This window comes from Amorphus sp. MBR-141 (assembly GCF_053628695.1).
The window spans coordinates 175590-195762 of sequence record NZ_JBRJGW010000008.1 but is presented as its reverse complement, the minus strand read 5'-3'; the positions used below and the strand labels follow the sequence as shown (position 1 = coordinate 195762).

The window sequence follows — 20173 nt, the reverse complement described above, 5'->3', positions numbered from 1 at the left end:
CCGCCACGCGAGGAACGAGACGATGCTTCGGCTGATGCTGGTGGACGACGAACCGCCTGCCCGGCGCGCCATGCGGCGGCTGCTGGCGGCGCATCCCGACGTCGAGATCGTCGCCGAAGCAGGGACCGTCGCAGCCGCTGCCGAGGCCGCGACAGACACCCGGCCGGACCTGATCCTGCTCGACATCGGGCTGACCGACGGCGAGGGCTTCGACCTCGTCGCGGCGCTGCCCGGCTCCGCCGCCATCGTCTTCGTGACCGCCCACAGCGCGTTCGCGGCCCGGGCCTTTGACGTGGCGGCGGTCGACTATCTGCTGAAGCCCGTCGATCCGGCGCGGCTTGCCACGGCGCTGGACCGCGTGCGCACCCGGCTCGGCCCGGTCGAGAGCGCGGGGGACGGCGCGCGGCCGACCCTCGACCTCGACCATCGCCTGGCGCTGACGGCGAACGGGACCACCAGCCTGGTGCCGGTGGCGACCCTGGCGTTCCTGACGGCCGAGGCCGATTTCACCCGGCTGCATCTGGTCGACGGGCGGCAATCGCTGGTCTGCCGGCTGATGAAGCTGTTCGAGGAAGAGCTGCCGACGCCGCCATTCCTCCGGGTGAGCCGGTCGGTGATCCTCAACCTCGACCATGTCGGCGAGGTCGAGCGCACGGGCGACGGCGGCGCGAGGGTGTCGATGAGGAGCGGGCAACAGACCGTCGATCTCGGGCGCATCCCGGCGCGCCGGCTGCTCGCCGGCCTCAAGGGCCTTTCGGGTGAGCGCGACTCACCGGTCCGAGAATAAGCCTCCTGATCCGCTGCGCGCGCGTTCCGCGGCGCACCGGGGGCCGATTCATCGAGTGAAGCGGCCGGTTCACCGACTCGCGGCTGATGCGGCGGGCCGTTCCCGCTCAATGGGCGACGGGCAACCGAAAGGGCGCCCTTCGCACGGCTCAGGAGCCCTTGCTCCCGGAGCCATTTCCCGTCGACCAGGCCATATCCGCCGGGTCGGCAAGACATCAGGCGATCCGGGCCGGGCGGGGCCGGGGTCTCCTTGAGCACCATCGAGAACCATGGCGACACTCAGCCCCCACTCCGCAGATCCGAACCCCGCCCAGCGATCCGAGACCACCGACCGAAGCCCCGCCCCCATCTTCGCCGCCCTCGGGGACCGCACCCGGCTCGAGCTGATTGCCAGGCTCAGCGAGGAGGGCGGCGGCCGCTCGATCGCCCATCTCGCGGCCGGACTCCCGCTGACCCGCCAGGCGATCTCCAAACATCTCCAGGTGCTGGAGAGTGCCGGGCTGGTCGCCAGCATGCGCGTCGGCCGCGAGAGCCGGTACGCGGTGAAGCCGGACGCGTTCGACTTCGCCCGGAGCTATCTGGAGGCGATCTACGCCCAGTGGGACGGTGCGCGCGCCCGGCGCAGGGCCCGGGGCGAGCGGTAGATCGCCCCGCCTCACTGCAAGCCGATTGGAGCCGTCGTCATCGCGATCGGTTCGAGCAATGCGGAGCGGAGGCGGGCCGAAAGCCGTCCCCGCTTTTCCTGCTGCGGCTCCGGCCTCCCCCGGCCGAAACCGGATGGCTCGCGAATCGGCGCGCCGCGTTATGATGGCCCCGGCCATAAAGCGGACGGGGCAGCCGATGACCGACTTGCACGAGGAAAGCCGCGTCCGCGTCGACCTGACCGCGGTGGTCGTCGCCGTGCGCGCCGGCGATCCCTACGTGCTGACCGTCGCCCGCGACAGGGCCGCCCCGATCGGGCTGCCGTCCGGCCCGCTGGAGCCGGCGCACCGGACGCTGCAGGCGGGGCTGCGCAACTGGGTGGAAATCGAGACCGGCTTCCGGCTGGGCTACGTCGAGCAGCTCTACACCTTCGGCGATCCGGCCCCCTCGAAGTTCGCGCTGTCGGGCCCCGACGACGACCGCGCGCTGTCGATCGCCTATCTGGCCCTCGTTTCGCCGCCCGGCCCGACGCTGCCGATCGAGGGCAGCTGGCGCTCCTGGTACGCCTTCTTCCCCTGGGAGGACATGCGGGCCGGCGAGCCGGCCGCGCGGCTTGCCGTGCTGGAGCGGCTGAAGCAGTGGGCCCGCGCCGGCGGCGCCGCCGGTGACAAGGACGCGCTCGACCGGATCCGCCTCGCCTTCGCCACCAGCGGAACGCCCTGGGACGAGGAGAAGACGCTGGAGCGCTACGAGATGCTCTACGAGGCGGGCCTCGTGCCGGAGACCTTCGTCGACGGCGGCCGCACGCCGCCGGCCGACACCGCGCCGGGCATGGCCATGCAGGCCGACCACCGCCGGATGCTCGCCACCGCCATCAGCCGGCTGCGCGCCAAGATCAAGTACCGGCCGGTGCTGTTCGAACTGATGCCGCCGTCGTTCACGCTGTCGGAGCTGCAGAAGACCGCCGAGGCGCTGTCCGGCGTGGTGCTGCACAAGCAGAACTTCCGCCGTCTCATCGCCCAGCAGGAGCTGGTGGAGGAGACCGGCGAACTGGCGACCGACACCGGCGGCCGGCCGGCCAAGCTGATGCGGTTCCGCCGCGAGGCGACGCTGGAACGACCCGCGCCGGGCGTGAAGCTGTCGGCGACGCGGCGCGCAGGATTTCCTTGACTCCCGCATTTTCCTCCTTATGCTCAGCCTGAGTATAAAGGGCCAGCACGTGGTCCTCTTTTTTCGGGGAAGAAATGCTCAAACTGAGCAAAAGGAGGTCGCAATGACCGCAGCCCTTGCCGCCGTGAGTGCGCGCCTGCCGTTTACCGCCGAGATCGATGCCCGCACCGCCGGCGTCTACGAGAAGGTGAAGGCGCATGTGCCGCGGGCCGAGTGGCAGCTGTTCGCGCCCGAGATCGACGCGATCAACCGGCTGAAGCGCGAGCGCAACGCCATCATCCTCGCCCACAACTACCAGACGCCCGAGATCTATCACGGCGTCGCCGACATCGTCGGCGACTCGCTGGCGCTTGCCCGCCGTGCCGCCGAGACCGATGCCGACGTGATCGTCCAGGCCGGCGTGCACTTCATGGCCGAGACCTCGAAGCTGGTCTGTCCGGACAAGACGGTGCTGATCCCCGATCCACTGGCCGGCTGCTCGCTGGCGGCGTCGATCACCGGCGCCGACGTGCGGCGCCTGCGCGCCCAGTATCCCGGCGTGCCGATTGTCACCTACGTCAACACCTCGGCCGACGTGAAGGCGGAGTCCGACATCTGCTGCACGTCGGGCAACGCGCTGAAAATCGTCACCTCGCTGAACGCGCCCCGGGTCATCATGATTCCGGACAAGTACCTGGCGAGCTACGTCGCCAGCCAGACCGACGTCGAGATCATCACCTGGGAGGGCGCCTGCGAGGTGCACGAGCGCTTCACCGGCTCCGAGATCCGCGAATACCGGGATGCCATCGACGGCCTGACCGTCATCGCCCACCCCGAGTGCCCACCGGACGTGATCGAGGCTTCGGACTTCGCCGGCTCGACCGCGGAGATGATCTCCTACGTGAAGGACCGCCAGCCCGAGCGCGTGCTGCTGGTCACCGAATGCTCGATGAGCGACAACATCGCGGCGGAATCCCCGAACACGGAATTCATGAAGCCGTGCGGCCTGTGCCCGCACATGAAGCGGATCACGCTGTCGAACATCCGCCGGTCGCTGGAGACCATGACCTTCGAGGTGACCGTCGATCCGGCGGTGGCCGAGCGCGCCCGCGCGGCCGTGGAGCGGATGCTCGCGGTCCACTGAGCGCGGGATGAGAAAGCGGGCACTGGTTTTTCGCCCGCTTTCCGTTCCCCCGAAACGTCATACCCCTCCCGGCCGGATCGCCCGACCCGGCCGCCCTCTTCTCTCCCAATCGAGTGCGCGAGCCCATGTCCCCCTTCACCCTTCCGACCCTGATGGTCGAGCCGATCGTCCGCGCAGCGCTGCTGGAAGATCTCGGCCGCGCCGGCGACATCACCACCGACGCCATCGTGCCGGCCGACCTGATCGCGGAAGCCGTCATCGCCGCCCGCCAGCCGGGCACGGTCGCCGGCTGTCAGGTCGCCGAACTCGCCTTCAAGCTCATCGACCCGGCGATGGCCTGCACCGTGGAGGCCCCCGACGGGACCCAGGTCGGGCCGGGCGACGTGGTCCTGCGGCTGAAGGGGTCGGCGCGGGCGCTGCTGACCGCCGAGCGCACCGCCCTCAACCTGCAATGCCACCTGTCGGGGATCGCCACGGCCACCGCCGAGATCGTCGAGGCGGTGCGCGGCACCGGGGCCGCGGTCACCTGCACGCGCAAGACGACGCCGGGGCTCAGGGCGCTGGAGAAGGCCGCCGTGCGGGCCGGCGGCGGCGCCAACCACCGCTTCGGCCTCGACGACGCCATCCTCATCAAGGACAACCACATCGCGCTCGCCGGCTCCGTCACCGGCGCCATCGCGGCGGCGCGCCGGCGCATCGGCCACCTGGTGAAGATCGAGGTGGAGGTCGACACGCTGGAGCAGCTCGAAGAGGCGATGGCCTCGGCACCGGACGTGGTGCTGCTCGACAACATGGACCCGGCGACGCTGGCGCGCGCCGTCGCGTTCGTCGACGGCCGCGCGATCCTCGAGGCGTCGGGCCGGATCACCAGGGACACCGCCCGGGCAATCGCCGAGAGCGGCGTCGACCTGATCTCCGCCGGCTGGCTGACCCACAGCGCCAAGGCGCTCGATCTGGGACTGGATATCGCGATCTGAGGAGTCTTCGGGGCGCGATCTTCGCCTCCAGCCCGACGCTCTCTGCTCCCGGCGAAGGCCGAGGTCCAGGACGCAATAATTCCGGCGCTGCGATCCATCGCCCTGGATTCCCGCCTTCGCGGGAATGAGCGGAGTGAAGGGATGGGCCGCTGCAAGACAGCTCCATCCTAACCGGAGTTCACCAACCAGCGCGCGACCGCGCGCCGGCCGGTCAGGCCGCCCACCCGGAGCCGGTGAGCGAAGCGAACGCGGCGCGAGGGGAATCTAACCCACCACCGCCTCCGCCTCGATCTCCACCGCGTAGTCGCCGACGAGATCGGCGGCGGCGACCAGCGTGTTGGCCGGGCGGATGTCGCCGAACATGCGGCCGTGGGCGATGGAGACGGCCTCGACGTCGGCCACGTCGCGCACGAAGATCCGCGTCCGCACCACATCCTCCACCGAGCCGCCGAGCGCCACGATCGAGGCGGCGATCTTGTCGAGCACGTAGGTCGTCTGGGCCCCGGCATCGCCCGGCGCGACGATGTGGTCGGCGCCATGGGTCGCCGTGGTGCCGGAGACGAGGATGCGGTCGCCGATGCGCACCGAACGGCTGTAGCCGGCGAGCGGCTCCCACTTGCTCCCCGACGACACGCGCTTGCGGCCGGGCCGGCCGGGGATGTCCTCGGCGGTGAAATAGCGCGGCACCTCGCTCAGGTGATGGCTGAGGTCCCCGGATGCCGTCAGGAACGGCGGCTTGCGGTATTCGTCGCCGCAGTCGCCCGGGATCGGCGTGGTGGCCGCGAACGCGGCGTCGAGGCGCGCCTTGTCCTCGTCGTCGAGGGCGAAGTCGAAGAGCTTCAGGTTGTCGGCGCGGTGCTCGCTCTCGCCGAGGCGCGCCCCGATGATGACACCGGCGACATGGGGCTGCTCGAGGATCCAGCGGGTGGCGACGTTGGAGATGGACACCCCGTGCTTGCGGCCGATCTCGGCGGCGGCGCGCAGGATGCCCTGATAGGCCTCCCAGCCGCCGGCCGTGTCGATGAAGCGCTTGTACTTCATGCCGCTCCAGTCGGGAATCTGGGCCGGCTCGGGCTTGCCGAGCCACTTCTCCGACAGGAAGCCGCCGCACAGCGTGCCGTAGGCCAACAGCCGCGCGCCGGTGCGGGCGCAGACTTCGGCCAGCGGGCCCGCCGCGCGGCGGTCGAGCAGCGAGAACGACACCTGGTTGGTGCGCACCGGCACGCCGTCGGCGATCGCCAGGTTCAGGTGGGCGGCGTCGAAGTTGGTGACGCCGATCTCGCCGATGGCGCCCTCCTCGCGCAGCACGGCGAGCTCGTGCATGGCGTCGAGCCAGGCCGGGTGCTCGAACGTCCACCAGTGGAACTGCAACAGGTCGACCCGCTCGACACCGAGACGCGCGCGGCGCTCGTCGACGCCGGCACGGACGATCGCGCGCGTCATCGGGCCGGGCTCCGGGCACCACTTGGTGAACGCCACCGGCCGGGCGTCGCCGGCCCCGAAGCGCTTCAGGAGCGCCCCGGTGATCAGCTCCGCACTGCCGTAGTGATCGGCCATGTCGAAGGTGGTGAAGCCGTCGGCGACGTAGGCGGCAAGGTGATCGGCGGAGGCCTCCGGATCGAGGGTGCGGCCGTTCTTCTCCATGTCGGCGACCTGCCAGAGGCCGGTGAGCACCCGGCTGATGGTGAGGTCGCCGGAAAGCGCGGTGGTTTCGGGTTTCTGGGTCATGACACTTCGCGTTTGGCGCGGCTGGTGAGCGCGTGACGGGAGATGGTCCGGATCTCGCGCAGGATGCCCTGCGGCCGCAGCATCAGGATGGCGCAGAGCGCGACGCCGATGACGACGATCTGCAGCGAGGCGGCGCGCGCCTGGGAGCCGGAGGGGAACAGCGCGTCGATGAAGGTGGCGGAGACCGCCCAGACGCCCCAGACGAGGACGGCGCCGAGGATGGCGCCGCGGTTGTTGCCGCTGCCGCCGACGATCAGCATCGCCCAGACCTGGAAGGTCAGCATCGGCAGGTAGTTCTCCGGCGCGATGAAGCCGATGAAATGGCCCTGCACGGCGCCGCCGAGCCCCATAATGGCGCCGCCGATGGCGAACGCTTGGATGCGCAGCCATTTCGGGTTCTTGCCGAGCGCCTGGGCGGCGACCTCGTCCTCCCGGATCGCCCGGAGCACGCGCCCCCACGGGCTGCGTACCAGGCGCTCCAGGAACAGGTAGACGGCCAGCACGGTAACAATGACGACGCCCAGATTGGCGAACGAGAAGGCGAGCGCGTTGCCTTCCAGACCCTCGAACGGCTTGGGGATAAAGCCGATGCCGAACGGACCGCCGGTGATGCCCTGCAGGTTGAGCACCGCGAGCTGGACGAGGACCGCCACGCCGAAGGTGGTGATGGCGAGATAGTCGGCGCGCAGCCGGATCGTCAGCCAGCCGACGAACAGCGCCAGCAGACCGGCGACGAGGACGGCGCCGCCCCAGCCGACGAGCATCGGCAGGCCGAAGCCGCCGAGGCGGTCCGCCGTCTCCGGGGTCGTCAGGATGGCCGAGGTGTAGGCGCCGACGGCGACGAAGGCGGCGATGCCGACATTGAACAGGCCGGTCTGGCCCCATTGCAGGTTCAGGCCGAGGCAGATGATGGCGTAGGTGAGCGCCATGGTGAGGAAGAAGGCTGCGTAGGCGAAGACCTCGATGCCCATCATGCCCTCCCGAACAGGCCGCTTGGGCGCACGATCAGGATCGCGGTGAGGATGACGAAGGCCGCGCCCGCCCGCCATTCCGCGCCGACCACGTGCACAGCAATCGCTTCGCCGAGCCCGACGACGAGCCCCCCGATCACCGCACCCGGCACGCTGCCGATGCCGCCGAGGATGGCGGCCGCGAACAGCGGCAGCAGCAGATCGAAGCCCATGTAGGGGCGGATCTGCACCAGGAGCCCGGCGATGACGCCGGCCGCGCAGGCAAGCGCCGCGCCCAGGATCCAGACGAGCCGGATGACCTGGTCGACATCGACGCCGACGAGACCCGCCAGCGACGGGTTCTCGCTGACCGCCCGCATGGCGCGGCCCTGGGGCGTGCGCGTCAAGAGCAGGTGGACGCCGACGACCAGCACCGCCGTCAGTCCGATGGCGAACAGCTGGTCGGGCGTGGCGCGGATGCCGCCGCCGAGCGGGATGGCGATCTGCAGCTCGCGGGTGAAGTAGCCGGGCCGCGCGGTGTAGATGAACTCCAGCGCGCTCCTGAGCGCCATCGACGCGCCGAAGCTCGCCATCACGATGATGATCATCACCGCGCCCTGGTTGCGCAGACGCCGGAACAGGATCCGGTCGAGGATGAGGGCCAGCCCGGCGGTCAGGATCATCGCCAGCAGGCCCGCCACCGGCAGGCTCCAGCCGAACGAGAACGGCCCGAGCGGCGCGGTCGAGGCGCCGACGGCGGCGCCGATCACGGCGGAGAGCGTCATGGCCAGATAGGCCCCCCAGGCGATCAGCTCGCCGTGGGCGAAGTTGGGAAAGCGCAGGATCGAATAGGTGAGCGTGACGCCGATGGCGCCGAGCCCGATCATCGATCCAGAGACCAGGCCGTCCATGAGCAGCTGCGGGTTCACGAGAGGGCCGCCTCCTTGTCGCCGGAGCCAAGGAACAGCTCGCCGATGTTCGGGTGGTTGGCCAGGTCCCCGGCCGGCGCGTCGTAGAGCAGCTTGCCGTCGACCAGCACCACGGCGCGCGAGACGATCTTCAGCGCCGCCCGGACGTTCTGCTCGACGAGCACGATGGTGACGCCGGTGTCGTTGATCGCCTTCAGGGTCTGGAACACCTCCGCCACCAGCTTCGGCGACAGGCCGGCGGACGGCTCGTCGAGGAGCAGCACCGAGGGCGAGACCAGCAGCGCGCGGGCCGCCGCCAGCATCTGACGCTGGCCGCCCGACAGGCTGCCGGCGGCGCGGCCGGGACGGGCGGCGAGATCCGGGAACTGGGCGAACATCGCCTCGATGCGCGGCCCCTGCTCGGCCCGCGGCAGGATGGCGGAGGCAAGCTGCAGGTTCTCGCGGATCGACAGGCGCGCGAAGATGTTCTCGGTCTGCGGCACGAACGCCATGCCGCGGCGGATGATCTGGTTGGGCTTCAGGCCGGCGACGGACGATCCATTGAGCAGAACATCGCCGCCGAACACCGGCACGGTGCCGGCGATGGCCTTCACGAAGGTCGACTTGCCGGCCCCGTTGGGACCGAGGATCGCCACCATCTGGCCGTCGGCGACGGCAAAGTCGATGCCCTTGACGATGGGCAGGTCGCGCTCGTAGCCGGCGACGAAGCCGTGGGTTGTGAGCGGGGCGGGAGCGCTCATGCGTCGATGTCCCCCAGATAGACGCCGACGACCTCCTCGTTGGCGGCGACCTCGGCAGGCGTGCCCTCCATCAGCTGCCGCCCGCCGGCCATGACCACCACGCGCCCGCACAGACGCGCGACCATCTCCATGTTGTGCTCGATCAGCAGGATCGACACGCCGGAGCGGTTGATCTCGACGATGCGGTCGCAGATCAGGTCGAGCAGCGCCGGATTCACGCCGGCCGCCGGTTCGTCGAGCAGGATGACGGCCGGATCGGCGATCAGCACGCGCGCCAGTTCCAGAAGCTTGCGCTGGCCGCCGGAGAGCTTGCGGGCCGGCTCGTCGGCGAGCCGGGTGAGGGAAACAAACTCCAGGATCTCGCGGGCGCGGGCGATGCTGGCGCGCTCCTGGCGGGCGACCCGGAACGGCAGGAAGACGTTGGCGAGCACCCGCTCGCCGGTCTGGGCCTGCACCGCCGTCAGGACGTTTTCGAGCACCGTCATCTCGCCGAACGGGCGCGGGATCTGGAAGGTGCGGCCGAGCCCGCCACCAAGCCGGCGCTCGGCCGACTGGCGCGTCACGTCGTGGCCCTTGAGGGTGATCCGGCCGGCATCGGAGCGCAGGCTGCCGGCGAGGAGATTGAACACCGTCGTCTTGCCGGCACCGTTGGGGCCGATCAGGCCGGCCATCTCGCCGGGCGCCAGCGCCAGCGACATCCCGTCGACGGCGCGCATCCCGCCGAAGCTCCGCACGAGATCGCGCGCCTCGAGAATCGGAGCGCCGGCGGGCGCGGTTTGCAACGCTGCTGCGGGCATGAGCCTGCGATGTCCCCCCTGCGCGCCGGTTGCCCGACGCCCTACCCATTCTCACGATCGATCACGGCATGATTTTTGTGATCACACTTTACATGATCACAATTCCCTCGCTACTGTAAAGCCACCGTTGGAGAGGTTTCACGGCCACCTGACAGGCCAATGCCTTCCTCCCGCGGGCGGAGACCGTCCTGGATCAGGGTGGACACAGAGATCTGGAAGACCGGGACGCGATGACCCAGCACCCCCTCGCCTCCGACGCCCTGGAGAGATCGGCCGACGACCGGCCCGTGGATGCGGGGCTGTCGAGCGGTCTTCTCTCGCTGGGTCCGGTGGCGCGCCAGACGGTGCAGGACCAGGTCTACGCGGAGCTGCGCGAAAACCTCATCCACGGCATGTTCGATGCCGGCGAGCCGCTCAAGATCCGCGACCTCGCCGCGCGGCTGTCGGTCTCGACGATGCCGGTGCGCGAGGCGCTGGGGCGCCTCGTCTCCGAGCACGCGGTGGAGGCGATGCCCAACCGCTCGGTGCGGGTGCCGCTGATCAGCGGCGCCCGGCTGGAGGATCTCGCCCGTGCCCGCCGCCTCATCGAGGGCGAGCTGACGGCGCTGGCGGTCCCCCGCATCGCGCCTGCCGGCATCGCTGAGCTGAAGGAGCTGACGGCCGCCTACGACGCGCTGGCGGGCGGCGCGATCATGGCGGCGCGGGAGGCGAGCCGGCTCAACCACGCCTTCCATTTTGCCATCTACCGGGCGGCCGGTTCGCCGGTGCTGATCCCGGTGGTGGAGAGCCTGTGGATGCAGTCCGGCCCTTACGTGCGCGCCGCGGCGGCGGCCTATGACGGCAGCGACGGCGCCGGCGCGACCAACTACCACCACCGGCTCATCGAGGCGATCGAGGCGCGCGACGCCGACGCCGCGCGCGCTGCGCTCGCCGCCGACATCGGCCGCGCCTTCGACCTGCTGCGCGGCCGGCTTGCCGCCGCCGACGGGGAGATCGCCCATGGCTGACGACAGCTTCGAGCTCTACGACCTGAAGGTCGAGATCGTCGCTCCGAAGGGCGCCAAGATCTATTGCGGCACGCCCGGCGACTGGTTCGAGCTGCGTGGCGAGATGCTGCACATTCCGCCCGGCCAGGGCTTTTCCATCTACTCGCTGGCCTCGCTGCTGCCGCTGCTGCCGGCGAAACAGCGGGCGACCGATCCGGCCGACTGGATGTCGACCGACGCCGAGGTGGCCTGCCCCGACCCCAACTGCCCGTCGCGCTTCCGCATCACCCGGACCGGCAAGCGCACGTTCCGCCACGCCGACACCACCGCCGTTCCTCTCCCCTCCCCAGACGCCAGTACCAGTGAGTGACATGAACCGTATCGCGCTTGCCCCCGGCTACGAGATCTCCCCGGTCATCCGCGGGGGCTGGCAGCTTGCCGGCGGGCACGGCCCGATCGAGCACGACCGGGCGATCGCCGACCTGGTCGAATGCGCCGACAGCGGCATCACCACCTTCGACTGCGCCGACATCTACACCGGGGTGGAGGAGATCCTCGGCGCGTTCCGCATGCGCTACCGTGACCTGCGCGGCGAAGAAGCCCTCGCCCGGATCCGCGTCCACACCAAGTTCGTGCCGGACCTGGACGTACTGTCGACCATCACGAGGGCCGACGTCGAGAAGGGCATCGACACCTCGCTGAGGCGGCTGAAGACCGAGCGCCTCGACCTCGTCCAGTTCCACTGGTGGGACTATGCCGTGCCGCGCTGGGCGGAGGTGGCGGGCTGGCTCGCCGAGCAGCAGCAGGCCGGCAAGATCGCGCTGCTGGGCGGCACCAACTTCGACACCGACCATGTCTCGGGCCTGCTCGAGGCCGGCTATCCGCTGGCGACCATGCAGCTCCAGTACTCGCTGCTGGACGCGCGCCCGGCGCGGCGGATGACGGCGGTCGCCCGCGACCACGGGGTGCGCTTCCTCTGCTACGGCACGGTGGCCGGCGGCTTCCTCTCCGATCGCTGGCTCGGCGCACCGGAGCCGGGCGAGCCGCTGGAGAACCGTTCGCTCACCAAATACAAGCTGATCATCGACGACTTCGGCGGCTGGGACCGGTTCCAGGAGTTGCTCGCCACCCTGCGCCGGATCGCCGACGGCCACGGCACCGACATCGCCACCGTCGCCAGTCGCGCCATCCTCGACCGGCCGCAGGTGGCCGGCCTGATCGTCGGCGCCCGCAACCGCAGCCACATCGCCGCCAACCTGGCGATCGGCGCCATCGACCTGACCGAGGCCGACCGCGCGGCGCTCGCCGCCGTGGTGCCGGAAGACTGCGGCCCGGAGGGCGACGTCTACGCGGTCGAGCGCGACCGCCACGGCCGCCACGGCGCCATCATGAAATACAACCTCAACGAGGCCGCGGGATGAGCCCTCCCGATCTTGCCGCGCGTGCGGAGGCCGAGGTCCTCGCGCTGCACGCCTTCCTCGTCGACTGGTTTGCCGGCCGGGGCGAGGCGGCAGGGCCCGACCGCGTGGACGCGGCATTTCATACCGACTTCTTCCGCGTCGCGCCCGACGGCATGGCGCAGGACCGGGCGGACGTGGTCGCGATGATCGCGCGGGGCCGCGCCTCCCTCGGTTCCGACTTCGAGATCGATATCGCCCTGGAGGCCGCAATGCCGGTCGCCGAGGACGTCGTTCTCCTGCGCTACGTGGAGCATCAGGCGACCGCGGCCTGGCGCACCGCCCGGCGCGTCTCCGCACTCCTTGTCGCCGACCCGTCGGCGCCGGAAGGCGTGGCGTGGCTTTGGCTTCACGAGACCTGGATCGACCAAACCAAAGCCTGAGAGAACTCGGGCGCACACGAGGGGAACTGACATGAAACACCTGAAGACCTGGGCACCGGCAGCCCTTCTTTCCGCCGGATGCATGGCCCTTGCCGCGCCTGCCGTCGCCTGCGAAACGACCGTCGGCGTGGTGATGAGCCTCACCGGCCCGGCCGGCCAGTACGGCCAGGCCGGCGCCAAGTCGGTCGAGATGGCCTTCGACGACATCAACAAGGCCGGCGGCGCCAACGGCTGCGATCTGATCACCGACAGCCGCGACGCCCAGAGCCAGGGCAACGTCGCCGTCGACCAGGCCCGCCAGCTGGTCAACATCAAGAACGTGCCGGTGATCATCGGCGGCATCATCTCGTCGGTGTCGATCCCGATCCTCACCTCGGTGACGGCGCCCGGCAAGGTGGTGCAGGTGTCGCCGGCCTCGTCGTCGCCGACGCTCACGCAACTGGCGAAGGACGGCAAGACCGACGGCTACTTCTTCCGCACCATCACCTCCGATGCCCTGCAGGGCACCGCGGCGGCGAAGTACGCCATCGACAGCGGCCTGACGAAGCTGGCGGTCATCTACGTCAACAACGACTTCGGCGTGAACATGGTGAAGGAGTTCACCACCGCTTTCGAGAAGCTCGGCGGCACGATCACCTCGTCGACGCCCTACAACGAGAAGCAGGCGAACTACAACGCCGAGGCGACCAGCGCCATGGCAGGCGATCCGGAAGCGCTCTACCTTGTCTCCTATCCCGTAGACGGCGCCACCATCGCGCGCGCCTGGATCTCCCAGGGCGGCCCGCAGAAGTTCCTGCTCAACGACGGCATGAACTCCTCGGAATTCATCGAGGCCGTCGGCGCGAAGTATCTGACCGAGGCTTACGGCACGTCGTCGGGCACCGACGAAACCGCCTCGACCAAGTACTTCTATGACAACTACGCCAAGTTCTCCGGCGGCATCGAGCCGAGCGCCCCGGCCGCCGACCGCTCCTACGACGCCGGCGCCATCGTCGGGCTGGCGATAGCCAAGGCCGGCTCCGCCGACGCCACCGCTATCCGCGACGCCATCCCGCAGGTGGTCGCCGACGGCGGCGAGGTCATCTATGCCGGTCCGGAGGAGTTCAAGAAGGCCCTCGCCCTTCTGAAGGACGGCAAGGCGATCAAGTACGAAGGCGTGATCGGCCCGGTGACCTTCGATAAGTACGGCGACATCACCGGCCCGTTCCGGCTCTGGAAGATCGAGGACGGCAAGGTCGTCACGACGGGCCAGATGAGCGCCGAAGCGGTGACCGAGATCAAGTCAAAACTCTGATCGCAGCGCACGATTGCCGAGAGAAACGAACCGCCGCCGGCATGACAGCCGACGGCGGTTTTCGTTTGATCGATGGCATGATTGGGAACGAGGCTAGCCCGCCAGGACGCAGGCGAAATTGCCGTCGCGCTCGATCCAGGCAAGCTCGCCGCGCCGGATCATCCGGTTGACGTGGGCGTGGGTCTCGCTGAACGCAAACGACATCTGGTGCGGATCGAGCGGCCGGTGGAACACCACCGGCACCAGCTCCGCCACCGACTTCGGGCCCCCGGCGCACGCCTCGGCGATCATCCCACAGCGGTCCTCGTGGTGATTGACGATCTGTCGGCAGCGCTCGTTGAGCCCGTAGAACGGCAGCTGATGGCCCGGCAGCACCAGCGTGTCCTCCGGAACGTGCGCCTCCAGCAGCCTGAGCGAGCGCAGATAGTGGCCGAGCGGATCGCCCTCCGGGTCCACCGCCCAGACGCCGATGTTGGGGGTGATCTTGGCGATCACCTGGTCGGCGGCGAGCAGGATCTTCTCCTCCTCCAGGTAGAGCATGATCTGCTCCGGCGCGTGGCCGTCGCCGGTGTAGACCCGGAACTGGCGCGATCCGATCACCAGGGTGTCGCCGGAGAGCAGCCGGCGGAACGTCGGCGGCAGCGGCGTCACCATGCCGAGGTACTGGTGGCCCTGGGTGCTGACGAGCCGGGCGGTCTCGGCGTCCATGCCGTGGCGGAGATAGAAGTCCTGGTAGGGCTGCGCCTTGGCCGCTCCCGGCGTCAGCGAAATCATGTTGCACATGAGGAACGAGGTCTGGCTGGTCAGCAGCGGCGTCTCGAACTCCTGCCACAGCCAGCCCGCGAGCCCGATGTGGTCGGGGTGGAAATGGGTGACGATCACCCGCGTCAGCCGCTTGCCGGCAAGCGGCCCCGCCATCAGCGCGCGCCAGGCCGCCCGCGTCACGTCGTCGGAAATGCCGGTGTCGACCACGGCGTATCCGTCGCCGTCGTCGATCAGGTAGATGTTCACGTGGTCGAGGCGGAACGGCAGCGGAAACCGCACCCACAGGATGCCCGGAGCGACCTCGATGGGAACGCCAGTCGCCGGTGCCTCCTCGTAGGGGAAGCGGAGCGCATCCTGATCGTCCGTCACTTTTCCCGCCCGCATCCGACAAACTCCCTACGACATTCCGCTGCGACCGGTCCGTCATGTTCACCGCAACGGCTTAGACCAGATCGTACGACGCGCAAAGGCTCGGGACCAACGCCCCTGCATGGTTGCGCCGTGTGGCTGCCCTGCTTTGTTCGATATCGGTGCGGCATGACCCAGTACCGCTGGCGGAGAGCCGTGGTTTCGACCACGAAGGCTCCCGGCCTCATGGACCTGAAATCCTGAAGCCTGAAGGCGAAATGCGGGGGCGGCTTACCTCGACACCTCTTCGCAGAACTCGATCGCCACCCCGCCGGTCGCCTCGTGGCCGACGAGGATGCGGCAACAGCCCGACTTCGCGAACGGGACGCCAGCCTGTTTCAGACAGCCGATCGCCGCGTCGAGCGAGGTCGTGCCGACGCCCAGCGCGATCATCCTGTCCTGGGTCTCCATGTCGGGCAGGATCGCCTCGCCGAAGCGGGCCTGGGCCACGGCCGGCTCGAGCAGCCGCACCTTTGCCGCCCCCGCCCTGAAGGCGACGCCGCCATCGATGTCGACCAGCAGGCCGGGGCCGAAGATCGCCTCATAGACGGCGGCCGTCTTGCGTGGATCGGGCGCGGAGATGACGAACTCGACGACGTTGGTGGCGCCGTTCGGATGGACCTGCCATTCCGGCCGCCAGACCAGCTCGGGCGTGTGGTGATAGCAGAAGAAGCTGCGGCCGTTCTGGATGTGCCGGGGCGGCACCCGCACGATGGTGAAGCGGGCGTCCTTGGGGCCTTCCGGCGTGTCGACCGGACGCGTGAAGGTGACCGGCTCCTCGGTGCCCACGCCGCGCGCCTGCATCACCTGCGCCACCTCTTCCGGGCTGGTGGGGCGGAACACGATGGCGGTGAGCCCGGCGGGATCCTGCCAGATTTCGGGACGCAGGCGGTCTTTGCCCGGCTCATAGCCCAGCAGTTCGAGATAGGTGCCGCGGAAGATCGCCAGGTTGTTGCTGGACCCCAGCGAGTGGTGGCCGCGCGGCGTCAGCTGGAAGCCGAGCCGCTCATAGGCGGCGTACATCTCGTCGAGCTTGTCGTGGACCAGGACCACGACGTGATCGAGGGTCGGAACGAGCCTGGCGGTGGCTGCGGCCTCGCTCATGGGCGTGCACTTCTGATCGCGCCAGCCACGCGGCGAGCGTTCGTGATGATCATCCCCGTCCGCCCGACGACGCAGCGGCCGGCAGCGGCATCGCAGCGCCGGCCAGCTCCGGAACGCCATCGGAGCCGAGGGCGAAGTCGACCGCGGCTTCGGCATGAAGCAACGTCGAATCGAAAGCCGGCAGCGAGACGTCGTCGGGCGACAGCAGCAGCCCGATCTCGGTGCAGCCGAAGATGACGCAGTCGGCCCCGTCGGCCGCCGCCGCATCGATGATCGCCAGATAATCGCGCTTCGCGGCCGGCTCGACCTTTCCCTGGCAGAGCTCGTCGAAGATGACGTCGTGCACGCGCGTGCGGCCGGCCGCATCGGGGACGATCGGGTCCAGACCGTGGGCTGCGCGCATGCGGCCGGTGTAGAAGTCCTGCTCCATCGTGTAGCGGGTGGCGAGCACCAGCGGCCGCCGGAATCCGGCCGCGAGCACGGCCTTGGCCGTGATGTCGATGATGTTGAGAAGCGGCACGGACACCGCGGCCTGAACCTCGTCGGCCAGCAGGTGCATGGTGTTGGTGCAGATCAGCAGGCAATCAGCGCCGGCGCCTTCCAGATCGGCGCCGATCTTCGCCAGCACGGTCGCCGCCCCGTCCCAGTCGCCGACCTTCTGCAGTTGCACGATCTCGTCGAAGTCCACCGATCGCAGCAGGATGTCGGCCGAGTGGAGCCCGCCGAGCCGGCCGCGCACGCACTCGTTCAGGTGGCGGTAGTAGACGGCGGTGCTTTCCCAGCTCATGCCGCCGATCAGACCGATGGTTCGCATAGCGTCGTGCCTTCGCTTGCCTCACGCCGTTCGCTGGAGCCCGTCTCGTCTGACGGTTCTGTCGGATCGACCGGATGAACGCTCCAGAGCGCCGAGGGGATCGTAGCGGATTCGGACGGAACGAGACCCTAAAGAGATGCGTCGCGTGCCAGCGAATTGATTCCTCATCCTATGCGGGATTGGAAGGATAGCAAATCATGCTACAATATTCCCCAGATTAAAAACTCAGCTCTCACTGCCCACCGAATTAGCACCTGCACGGCCAGACCCGATCGGCGGGGACCCCGGCCGGAGATGGCGCCAGACAAGGATCGGCATGCTGGACGCAATCGACTGCAAGATTTTGGAGATCCTCCAGGCGGACGCGATGGTGCCAGTGGCGGCGCTGGCCGAACAGGTCGGCCTCTCGTCGACGCCGTGCTGGCGGCGGGTGCGCAAGCTGGAGGAAGAGGGCTACATCACCCGCCGCGTCGCTCTGGTGAACCGGCGCAAGGCCAACGTGCCGATGACGGTGTTCGTGTCGGTGAAGGCGCCGCGCCATGAGGCGGAGTGGGCCGAAGCGTTCCGCGGGCTGATCACCGACGTGCCGGAGATCGTGGAAGCCTGGCGGCTCACCGGTGACACCGACTACCTGCTCCGGATCGTCGTGCCGGACGTGGAGACCTACGACACCGTCTACCAGCGGCTGATCCGCAAGCTGGAGTTCTCCGACATGAGCGCGTCGATCGCCATGGAGGAAATGAAGTTCACCACCGCGATCCCGACCAAGTACATCCCGGTGAAATAGGAAGGTCGGGACGACGGTAGGGTGCTGGAGGGAAGTGCCGGATCGGGCTGAGTTGGGCCACGACCCGCCACACCCGCACTCCGACGCAGCAGAATCCGATTCAGCCCAGGCAGATTACTCCACCAGCGCGCGACCGCGCGCCGGCCGGTCAGGCCGCGCCCGCGCAGCTGGCGCAAAGCACTCGGCGTGAGCGAAAATAACTAATGCCGGAGAATCTTGCCGACGAACTCGCGGCAGCGGTCGGTGGTGGGCGCGTCAAAGATCTGCGCCGGCGGGCCGACCTCGACCACCTGGCCCTTGTCCATCATCACCACCTTGCTGGAGACCTCGCGGACGAAGCCCATCTCGTGGCTGACGATGATCATCGTCATGCCGTCGGCGGCGAGCTGGCGGATGGTGTCCAGCACCTCGTTGACGAGCTCCGGATCGAGCGCCGAGGTCACCTCGTCGAGGAGCAGGATCTCGGGGCGCAGCGCCAGCGCCCGGGCGATCGCCACGCGCTGCTGCTGGCCGCCCGACAGCTCGTCCGGATACGCCTTGTGCTTTTCGGCCAGCCCGACCTTGGCCAGCAGCTCCGCCGCCTCGGCCTCGACCTCGCGCCGGTTGCGCTTCTTGATCTTCACCGGCGCGAGCGTGACGTTGCGCATCACGTCCATGTTCTGGAACAGATTGTACTGCTGGAACACGATGGCCATGCGGTCGCGGGCCGTGCGCAGGCTGGAGTGGCTGCCGTAGTCGACGGGCTGGCCGTCCACGTGGACCTCGCCGCCGGTCGGATGGGTAAGCCCCATCAGCACGCGCAGCAGCGTCGACTTGCCCGAGCCCGACGGACCGATCAGCGCGACCACCTCGCCGCGACCGACCGAGAACGTCACCCCGTGCAGAACGTCAAGCCGACCGTATCTGGCGCTCAGCTCTTTGATTTCGAGATGATGCAAACCGTCTCTCCAGATATTGGCCCAACCGCGTCAGCGGGTACGACATCACGAAGTAGAGGAAGGCGATGGTTCCGAACACGAGGATGCCCGAGTAGCCCTGGTTGTTGAGTTCCTTGCCGCGGAACGTCAGTTCGAACACGCCGATCTGGCTGACCAGCGCGGTGTCCTTGATGAAGGCGACCATGAACGCGATGGCCGGCGGCACGATCACCGGCATGGCCTGGGGCAGCACCACCATGCGCATGGTCTGCATGCGGCTGAGGTTCATCACCCGCGCCGCCTCGATCTGCTGACGGGGCACGGACTCGATGCCGCCGCGGATGATCTCCGCCGTGTAGGCGGCCGCGTAGATGCAGATGGCGATCACCGCGATGGAGAACAGCGAGGCGTCGTTGACGAACGCCTGGATGAAGAACAGCACCAGGTAGATCACCACCAGGAACGGGATGCGGCGGAAGATCTCCACGTAGGTGGTCGCGATGATGCGGAGCGGGATCGCCCACAGGCCCGGCGTCTGGCGCAAATAGACCAGCAGGAACGCGATGGCGAAGCCGATCAGACAGCCGATGAAGGTCATCGCCAGCGTCGTGCCCATTGCCTCCAGCAGGAAGCCGACGTTGGTCGCGGAGAAGAACCGCGGGATCTGGCTGAGAATGCGCTCGCCCATCAGAAGATCTTCGCCTTCACGCGGAAGCCATAGCGGCCGATGAGCGCCAACGAGATGCTGGCGATGAAGGTGAGCACCACGTAGATGATGGCGGTCAGGGTGAACATCTCCAGCCAGCGGTAGTTCTCGGTGGAGAGGTTGATGGTCTCGCCGGTGAGTTCGTCGACGCCGATCACCGCGCCCACCGACGTTCCCATCACCAGGATGACGATGAAGAAGTTGGCCAGCGCCGGGTAGATCGTCTTGGCGATGTGGGGGACGACGATGTAGCGGATCTGCTGGACCAGCGACATGCCGATGGTCTCGCCCGCCTCCATCTCGGTCTTGCGCACCGACAGGAAGCCGGCGCGCATGATCTCGGTCAGATAGGCGCCGGCATTGAGCGTCAGCCCGATCAGCAGGCAGGCCTCGTTCGACCAGCGGACGCCGAACTCGGGCAGGCCGTAATAGAGGAAATAGATCTGGATCAGCAGCGGCGTGTTGGTGATGAACACGACGTAGGCCTGGGCAATGCCCGCCAGCAGCCGTCCGCCGAAGGTTTTCACGGCGGCGACCACCAGGCCGATCAGCGCGCCGCCCCAGAACGCGAACAGGCCGAGCTCGAAGGTCAGAACCGCCGCGTCGAGCAGCTCCGGCAGCTTGTCGAGGGCGACGCTGAACTGGAAGGTATAGTTCATCGGCCGACGGGATCTCCGGCAAACACGGAAGCGGACGGCATGGCGTCCGCG

The 20173-nt window shown here is 68.7% G+C and carries 22 protein-coding genes; 11 read left to right on the top strand and 11 right to left on the bottom strand.

From position 1 onward, the window contains the following. Positions 1-22 precede the first annotated feature (22 nt). The 5 genes from ACSSVZ_RS13355 (at position 23) to nadC (ending at position 4698) form a co-directional block, all read left to right on the top strand. Positions 23-787, top strand: coding sequence for a LytR/AlgR family response regulator transcription factor (locus ACSSVZ_RS13355; RefSeq protein WP_453970729.1), 765 nt, complete (start codon positions 23-25; stop codon positions 785-787). A gap of 268 nt (positions 788-1055) precedes the next feature. Next, positions 1056-1430 (top strand): ArsR/SmtB family transcription factor, encoded by a 375-nt coding sequence (locus ACSSVZ_RS13350; protein ID WP_453970727.1) that lies wholly within the window; start codon positions 1056-1058, stop codon positions 1428-1430. Positions 1431-1626: 196 nt separating this feature from the next. Then, positions 1627-2598, top strand: coding sequence for an NUDIX hydrolase (locus tag ACSSVZ_RS13345; protein ID WP_453970725.1), 972 nt, complete (start codon positions 1627-1629; stop codon positions 2596-2598). Positions 2599-2701: 103 nt separating this feature from the next. Further along, entirely contained in the window at positions 2702-3721 is a 1020-nt protein-coding gene (gene nadA / locus ACSSVZ_RS13340; protein WP_453970724.1) for a quinolinate synthase NadA, read from the top strand. 125 nt (positions 3722-3846) lie between these two features. Then, positions 3847-4698, top strand: a complete 852-nt coding sequence (nadC, locus tag ACSSVZ_RS13335) for a carboxylating nicotinate-nucleotide diphosphorylase (protein ID WP_453970722.1) — start codon at positions 3847-3849, stop codon at positions 4696-4698. A gap of 264 nt (positions 4699-4962) precedes the next feature. Here the strand turns inward: nadC and ACSSVZ_RS13330 are convergent, their stop codons facing one another. Genes ACSSVZ_RS13330 through ACSSVZ_RS13310 form a run of 5 tightly spaced genes read right to left on the bottom strand, consistent with a single transcriptional unit; the run spans position 4963 to position 9842 of the window. Beyond that, on the bottom strand, positions 4963-6426 hold the full coding sequence (locus ACSSVZ_RS13330; RefSeq protein ID WP_453970721.1) for an aldo/keto reductase: 1464 nt from the start codon (positions 6424-6426) through the stop codon (positions 4963-4965). Then, positions 6423-7397, bottom strand: a complete 975-nt coding sequence (locus tag ACSSVZ_RS13325) for a branched-chain amino acid ABC transporter permease (RefSeq protein ID WP_453970765.1) — start codon at positions 7395-7397, stop codon at positions 6423-6425. Before ACSSVZ_RS13325 ends, ACSSVZ_RS13330 begins: the two co-directional genes overlap by 4 nt. Beyond that, positions 7397-8305 (bottom strand): branched-chain amino acid ABC transporter permease, encoded by a 909-nt coding sequence (locus ACSSVZ_RS13320; protein WP_453970719.1) that lies wholly within the window; start codon positions 8303-8305, stop codon positions 7397-7399. The genes ACSSVZ_RS13325 and ACSSVZ_RS13320 overlap by 1 nt, the downstream gene beginning before the upstream one ends. Next, positions 8302-9045: an ABC transporter ATP-binding protein gene (locus tag ACSSVZ_RS13315; RefSeq protein ID WP_453970717.1), complete on the bottom strand. Its 744-nt coding sequence runs from the start codon at positions 9043-9045 to the stop codon at positions 8302-8304. The genes ACSSVZ_RS13320 and ACSSVZ_RS13315 overlap by 4 nt, the downstream gene beginning before the upstream one ends. After that, positions 9042-9842 carry an ABC transporter ATP-binding protein gene (locus ACSSVZ_RS13310; protein ID WP_453970716.1) on the bottom strand — a complete coding sequence of 267 codons (801 nt, stop codon included), beginning with the start codon at positions 9840-9842 and terminating at the stop codon, positions 9042-9044. The genes ACSSVZ_RS13315 and ACSSVZ_RS13310 overlap by 4 nt, the downstream gene beginning before the upstream one ends. A 230-nt stretch (positions 9843-10072) precedes the next feature. Between ACSSVZ_RS13310 and ACSSVZ_RS13305 the strand changes: the two genes are divergently transcribed. From ACSSVZ_RS13305 to ACSSVZ_RS13285, 5 genes are read left to right on the top strand one after another with little or no spacing between them, the layout of a single operon-like run. After that, a complete protein-coding gene (locus tag ACSSVZ_RS13305; protein WP_453970714.1) occupies positions 10073-10849 on the top strand; it encodes a GntR family transcriptional regulator in 777 nt (258 codons plus the stop codon). After that, complete coding sequence (locus ACSSVZ_RS13300; protein WP_453970712.1) at positions 10842-11198, top strand: TIGR04076 family protein; 357 nt, start codon at positions 10842-10844, stop codon at positions 11196-11198. Before ACSSVZ_RS13305 ends, ACSSVZ_RS13300 begins: the two co-directional genes overlap by 8 nt. Position 11199: 1 nt before the next feature. Next, entirely contained in the window at positions 11200-12249 is a 1050-nt protein-coding gene (locus tag ACSSVZ_RS13295; RefSeq protein ID WP_453970710.1) for an aldo/keto reductase, read from the top strand. Further along, positions 12246-12668: a hypothetical protein gene (locus tag ACSSVZ_RS13290; protein WP_453970708.1), complete on the top strand. Its 423-nt coding sequence runs from the start codon at positions 12246-12248 to the stop codon at positions 12666-12668. Before ACSSVZ_RS13295 ends, ACSSVZ_RS13290 begins: the two co-directional genes overlap by 4 nt. Before the next feature lie 31 nt (positions 12669-12699). Next, positions 12700-13962, top strand: coding sequence for an ABC transporter substrate-binding protein (locus tag ACSSVZ_RS13285; RefSeq protein ID WP_453970707.1), 1263 nt, complete (start codon positions 12700-12702; stop codon positions 13960-13962). A 93-nt stretch (positions 13963-14055) separates the two neighbouring features. On the opposite strand, the gene ACSSVZ_RS13280 is transcribed toward ACSSVZ_RS13285, so the two are convergent. The 3 genes from ACSSVZ_RS13280 to ACSSVZ_RS13270 all read right to left on the bottom strand — a co-directional run bounded on the left by ACSSVZ_RS13280 (position 14056) and on the right by ACSSVZ_RS13270 (position 17053). Further along, positions 14056-15111 (bottom strand): MBL fold metallo-hydrolase, encoded by a 1056-nt coding sequence (locus ACSSVZ_RS13280; RefSeq protein WP_453970705.1) that lies wholly within the window; start codon positions 15109-15111, stop codon positions 14056-14058. 255 nt (positions 15112-15366) lie between these two features. Further along, complete coding sequence (locus ACSSVZ_RS13275; protein ID WP_453970704.1) at positions 15367-16239, bottom strand: VOC family protein; 873 nt, start codon at positions 16237-16239, stop codon at positions 15367-15369. A gap of 49 nt (positions 16240-16288) precedes the next feature. Then, positions 16289-17053, bottom strand: coding sequence for an aspartate/glutamate racemase family protein (locus ACSSVZ_RS13270; RefSeq protein WP_453970702.1), 765 nt, complete (start codon positions 17051-17053; stop codon positions 16289-16291). Positions 17054-17372: 319 nt separating this feature from the next. Here ACSSVZ_RS13270 and ACSSVZ_RS13265 point away from each other — a divergent pair, with 319 nt between their 5' ends. Further along, positions 17373-17840 (top strand): Lrp/AsnC family transcriptional regulator, encoded by a 468-nt coding sequence (locus ACSSVZ_RS13265; RefSeq protein ID WP_453970763.1) that lies wholly within the window; start codon positions 17373-17375, stop codon positions 17838-17840. A 200-nt stretch (positions 17841-18040) separates the two neighbouring features. On the opposite strand, the gene ACSSVZ_RS13260 is transcribed toward ACSSVZ_RS13265, so the two are convergent. Genes ACSSVZ_RS13260 through ACSSVZ_RS13250 form a run of 3 tightly spaced genes read right to left on the bottom strand, consistent with a single transcriptional unit; the run spans position 18041 to position 20122 of the window. Beyond that, complete coding sequence (locus ACSSVZ_RS13260; RefSeq protein ID WP_453970701.1) at positions 18041-18778, bottom strand: amino acid ABC transporter ATP-binding protein; 738 nt, start codon at positions 18776-18778, stop codon at positions 18041-18043. Then, positions 18729-19445, bottom strand: coding sequence for an amino acid ABC transporter permease (locus ACSSVZ_RS13255; RefSeq protein ID WP_453970699.1), 717 nt, complete (start codon positions 19443-19445; stop codon positions 18729-18731). The genes ACSSVZ_RS13260 and ACSSVZ_RS13255 overlap by 50 nt, the downstream gene beginning before the upstream one ends. After that, positions 19445-20122 carry an amino acid ABC transporter permease gene (locus ACSSVZ_RS13250; protein WP_453970697.1) on the bottom strand — a complete coding sequence of 226 codons (678 nt, stop codon included), beginning with the start codon at positions 20120-20122 and terminating at the stop codon, positions 19445-19447. Before ACSSVZ_RS13250 ends, ACSSVZ_RS13255 begins: the two co-directional genes overlap by 1 nt. Between the last annotated feature and the right edge of the window lie 51 nt (positions 20123-20173).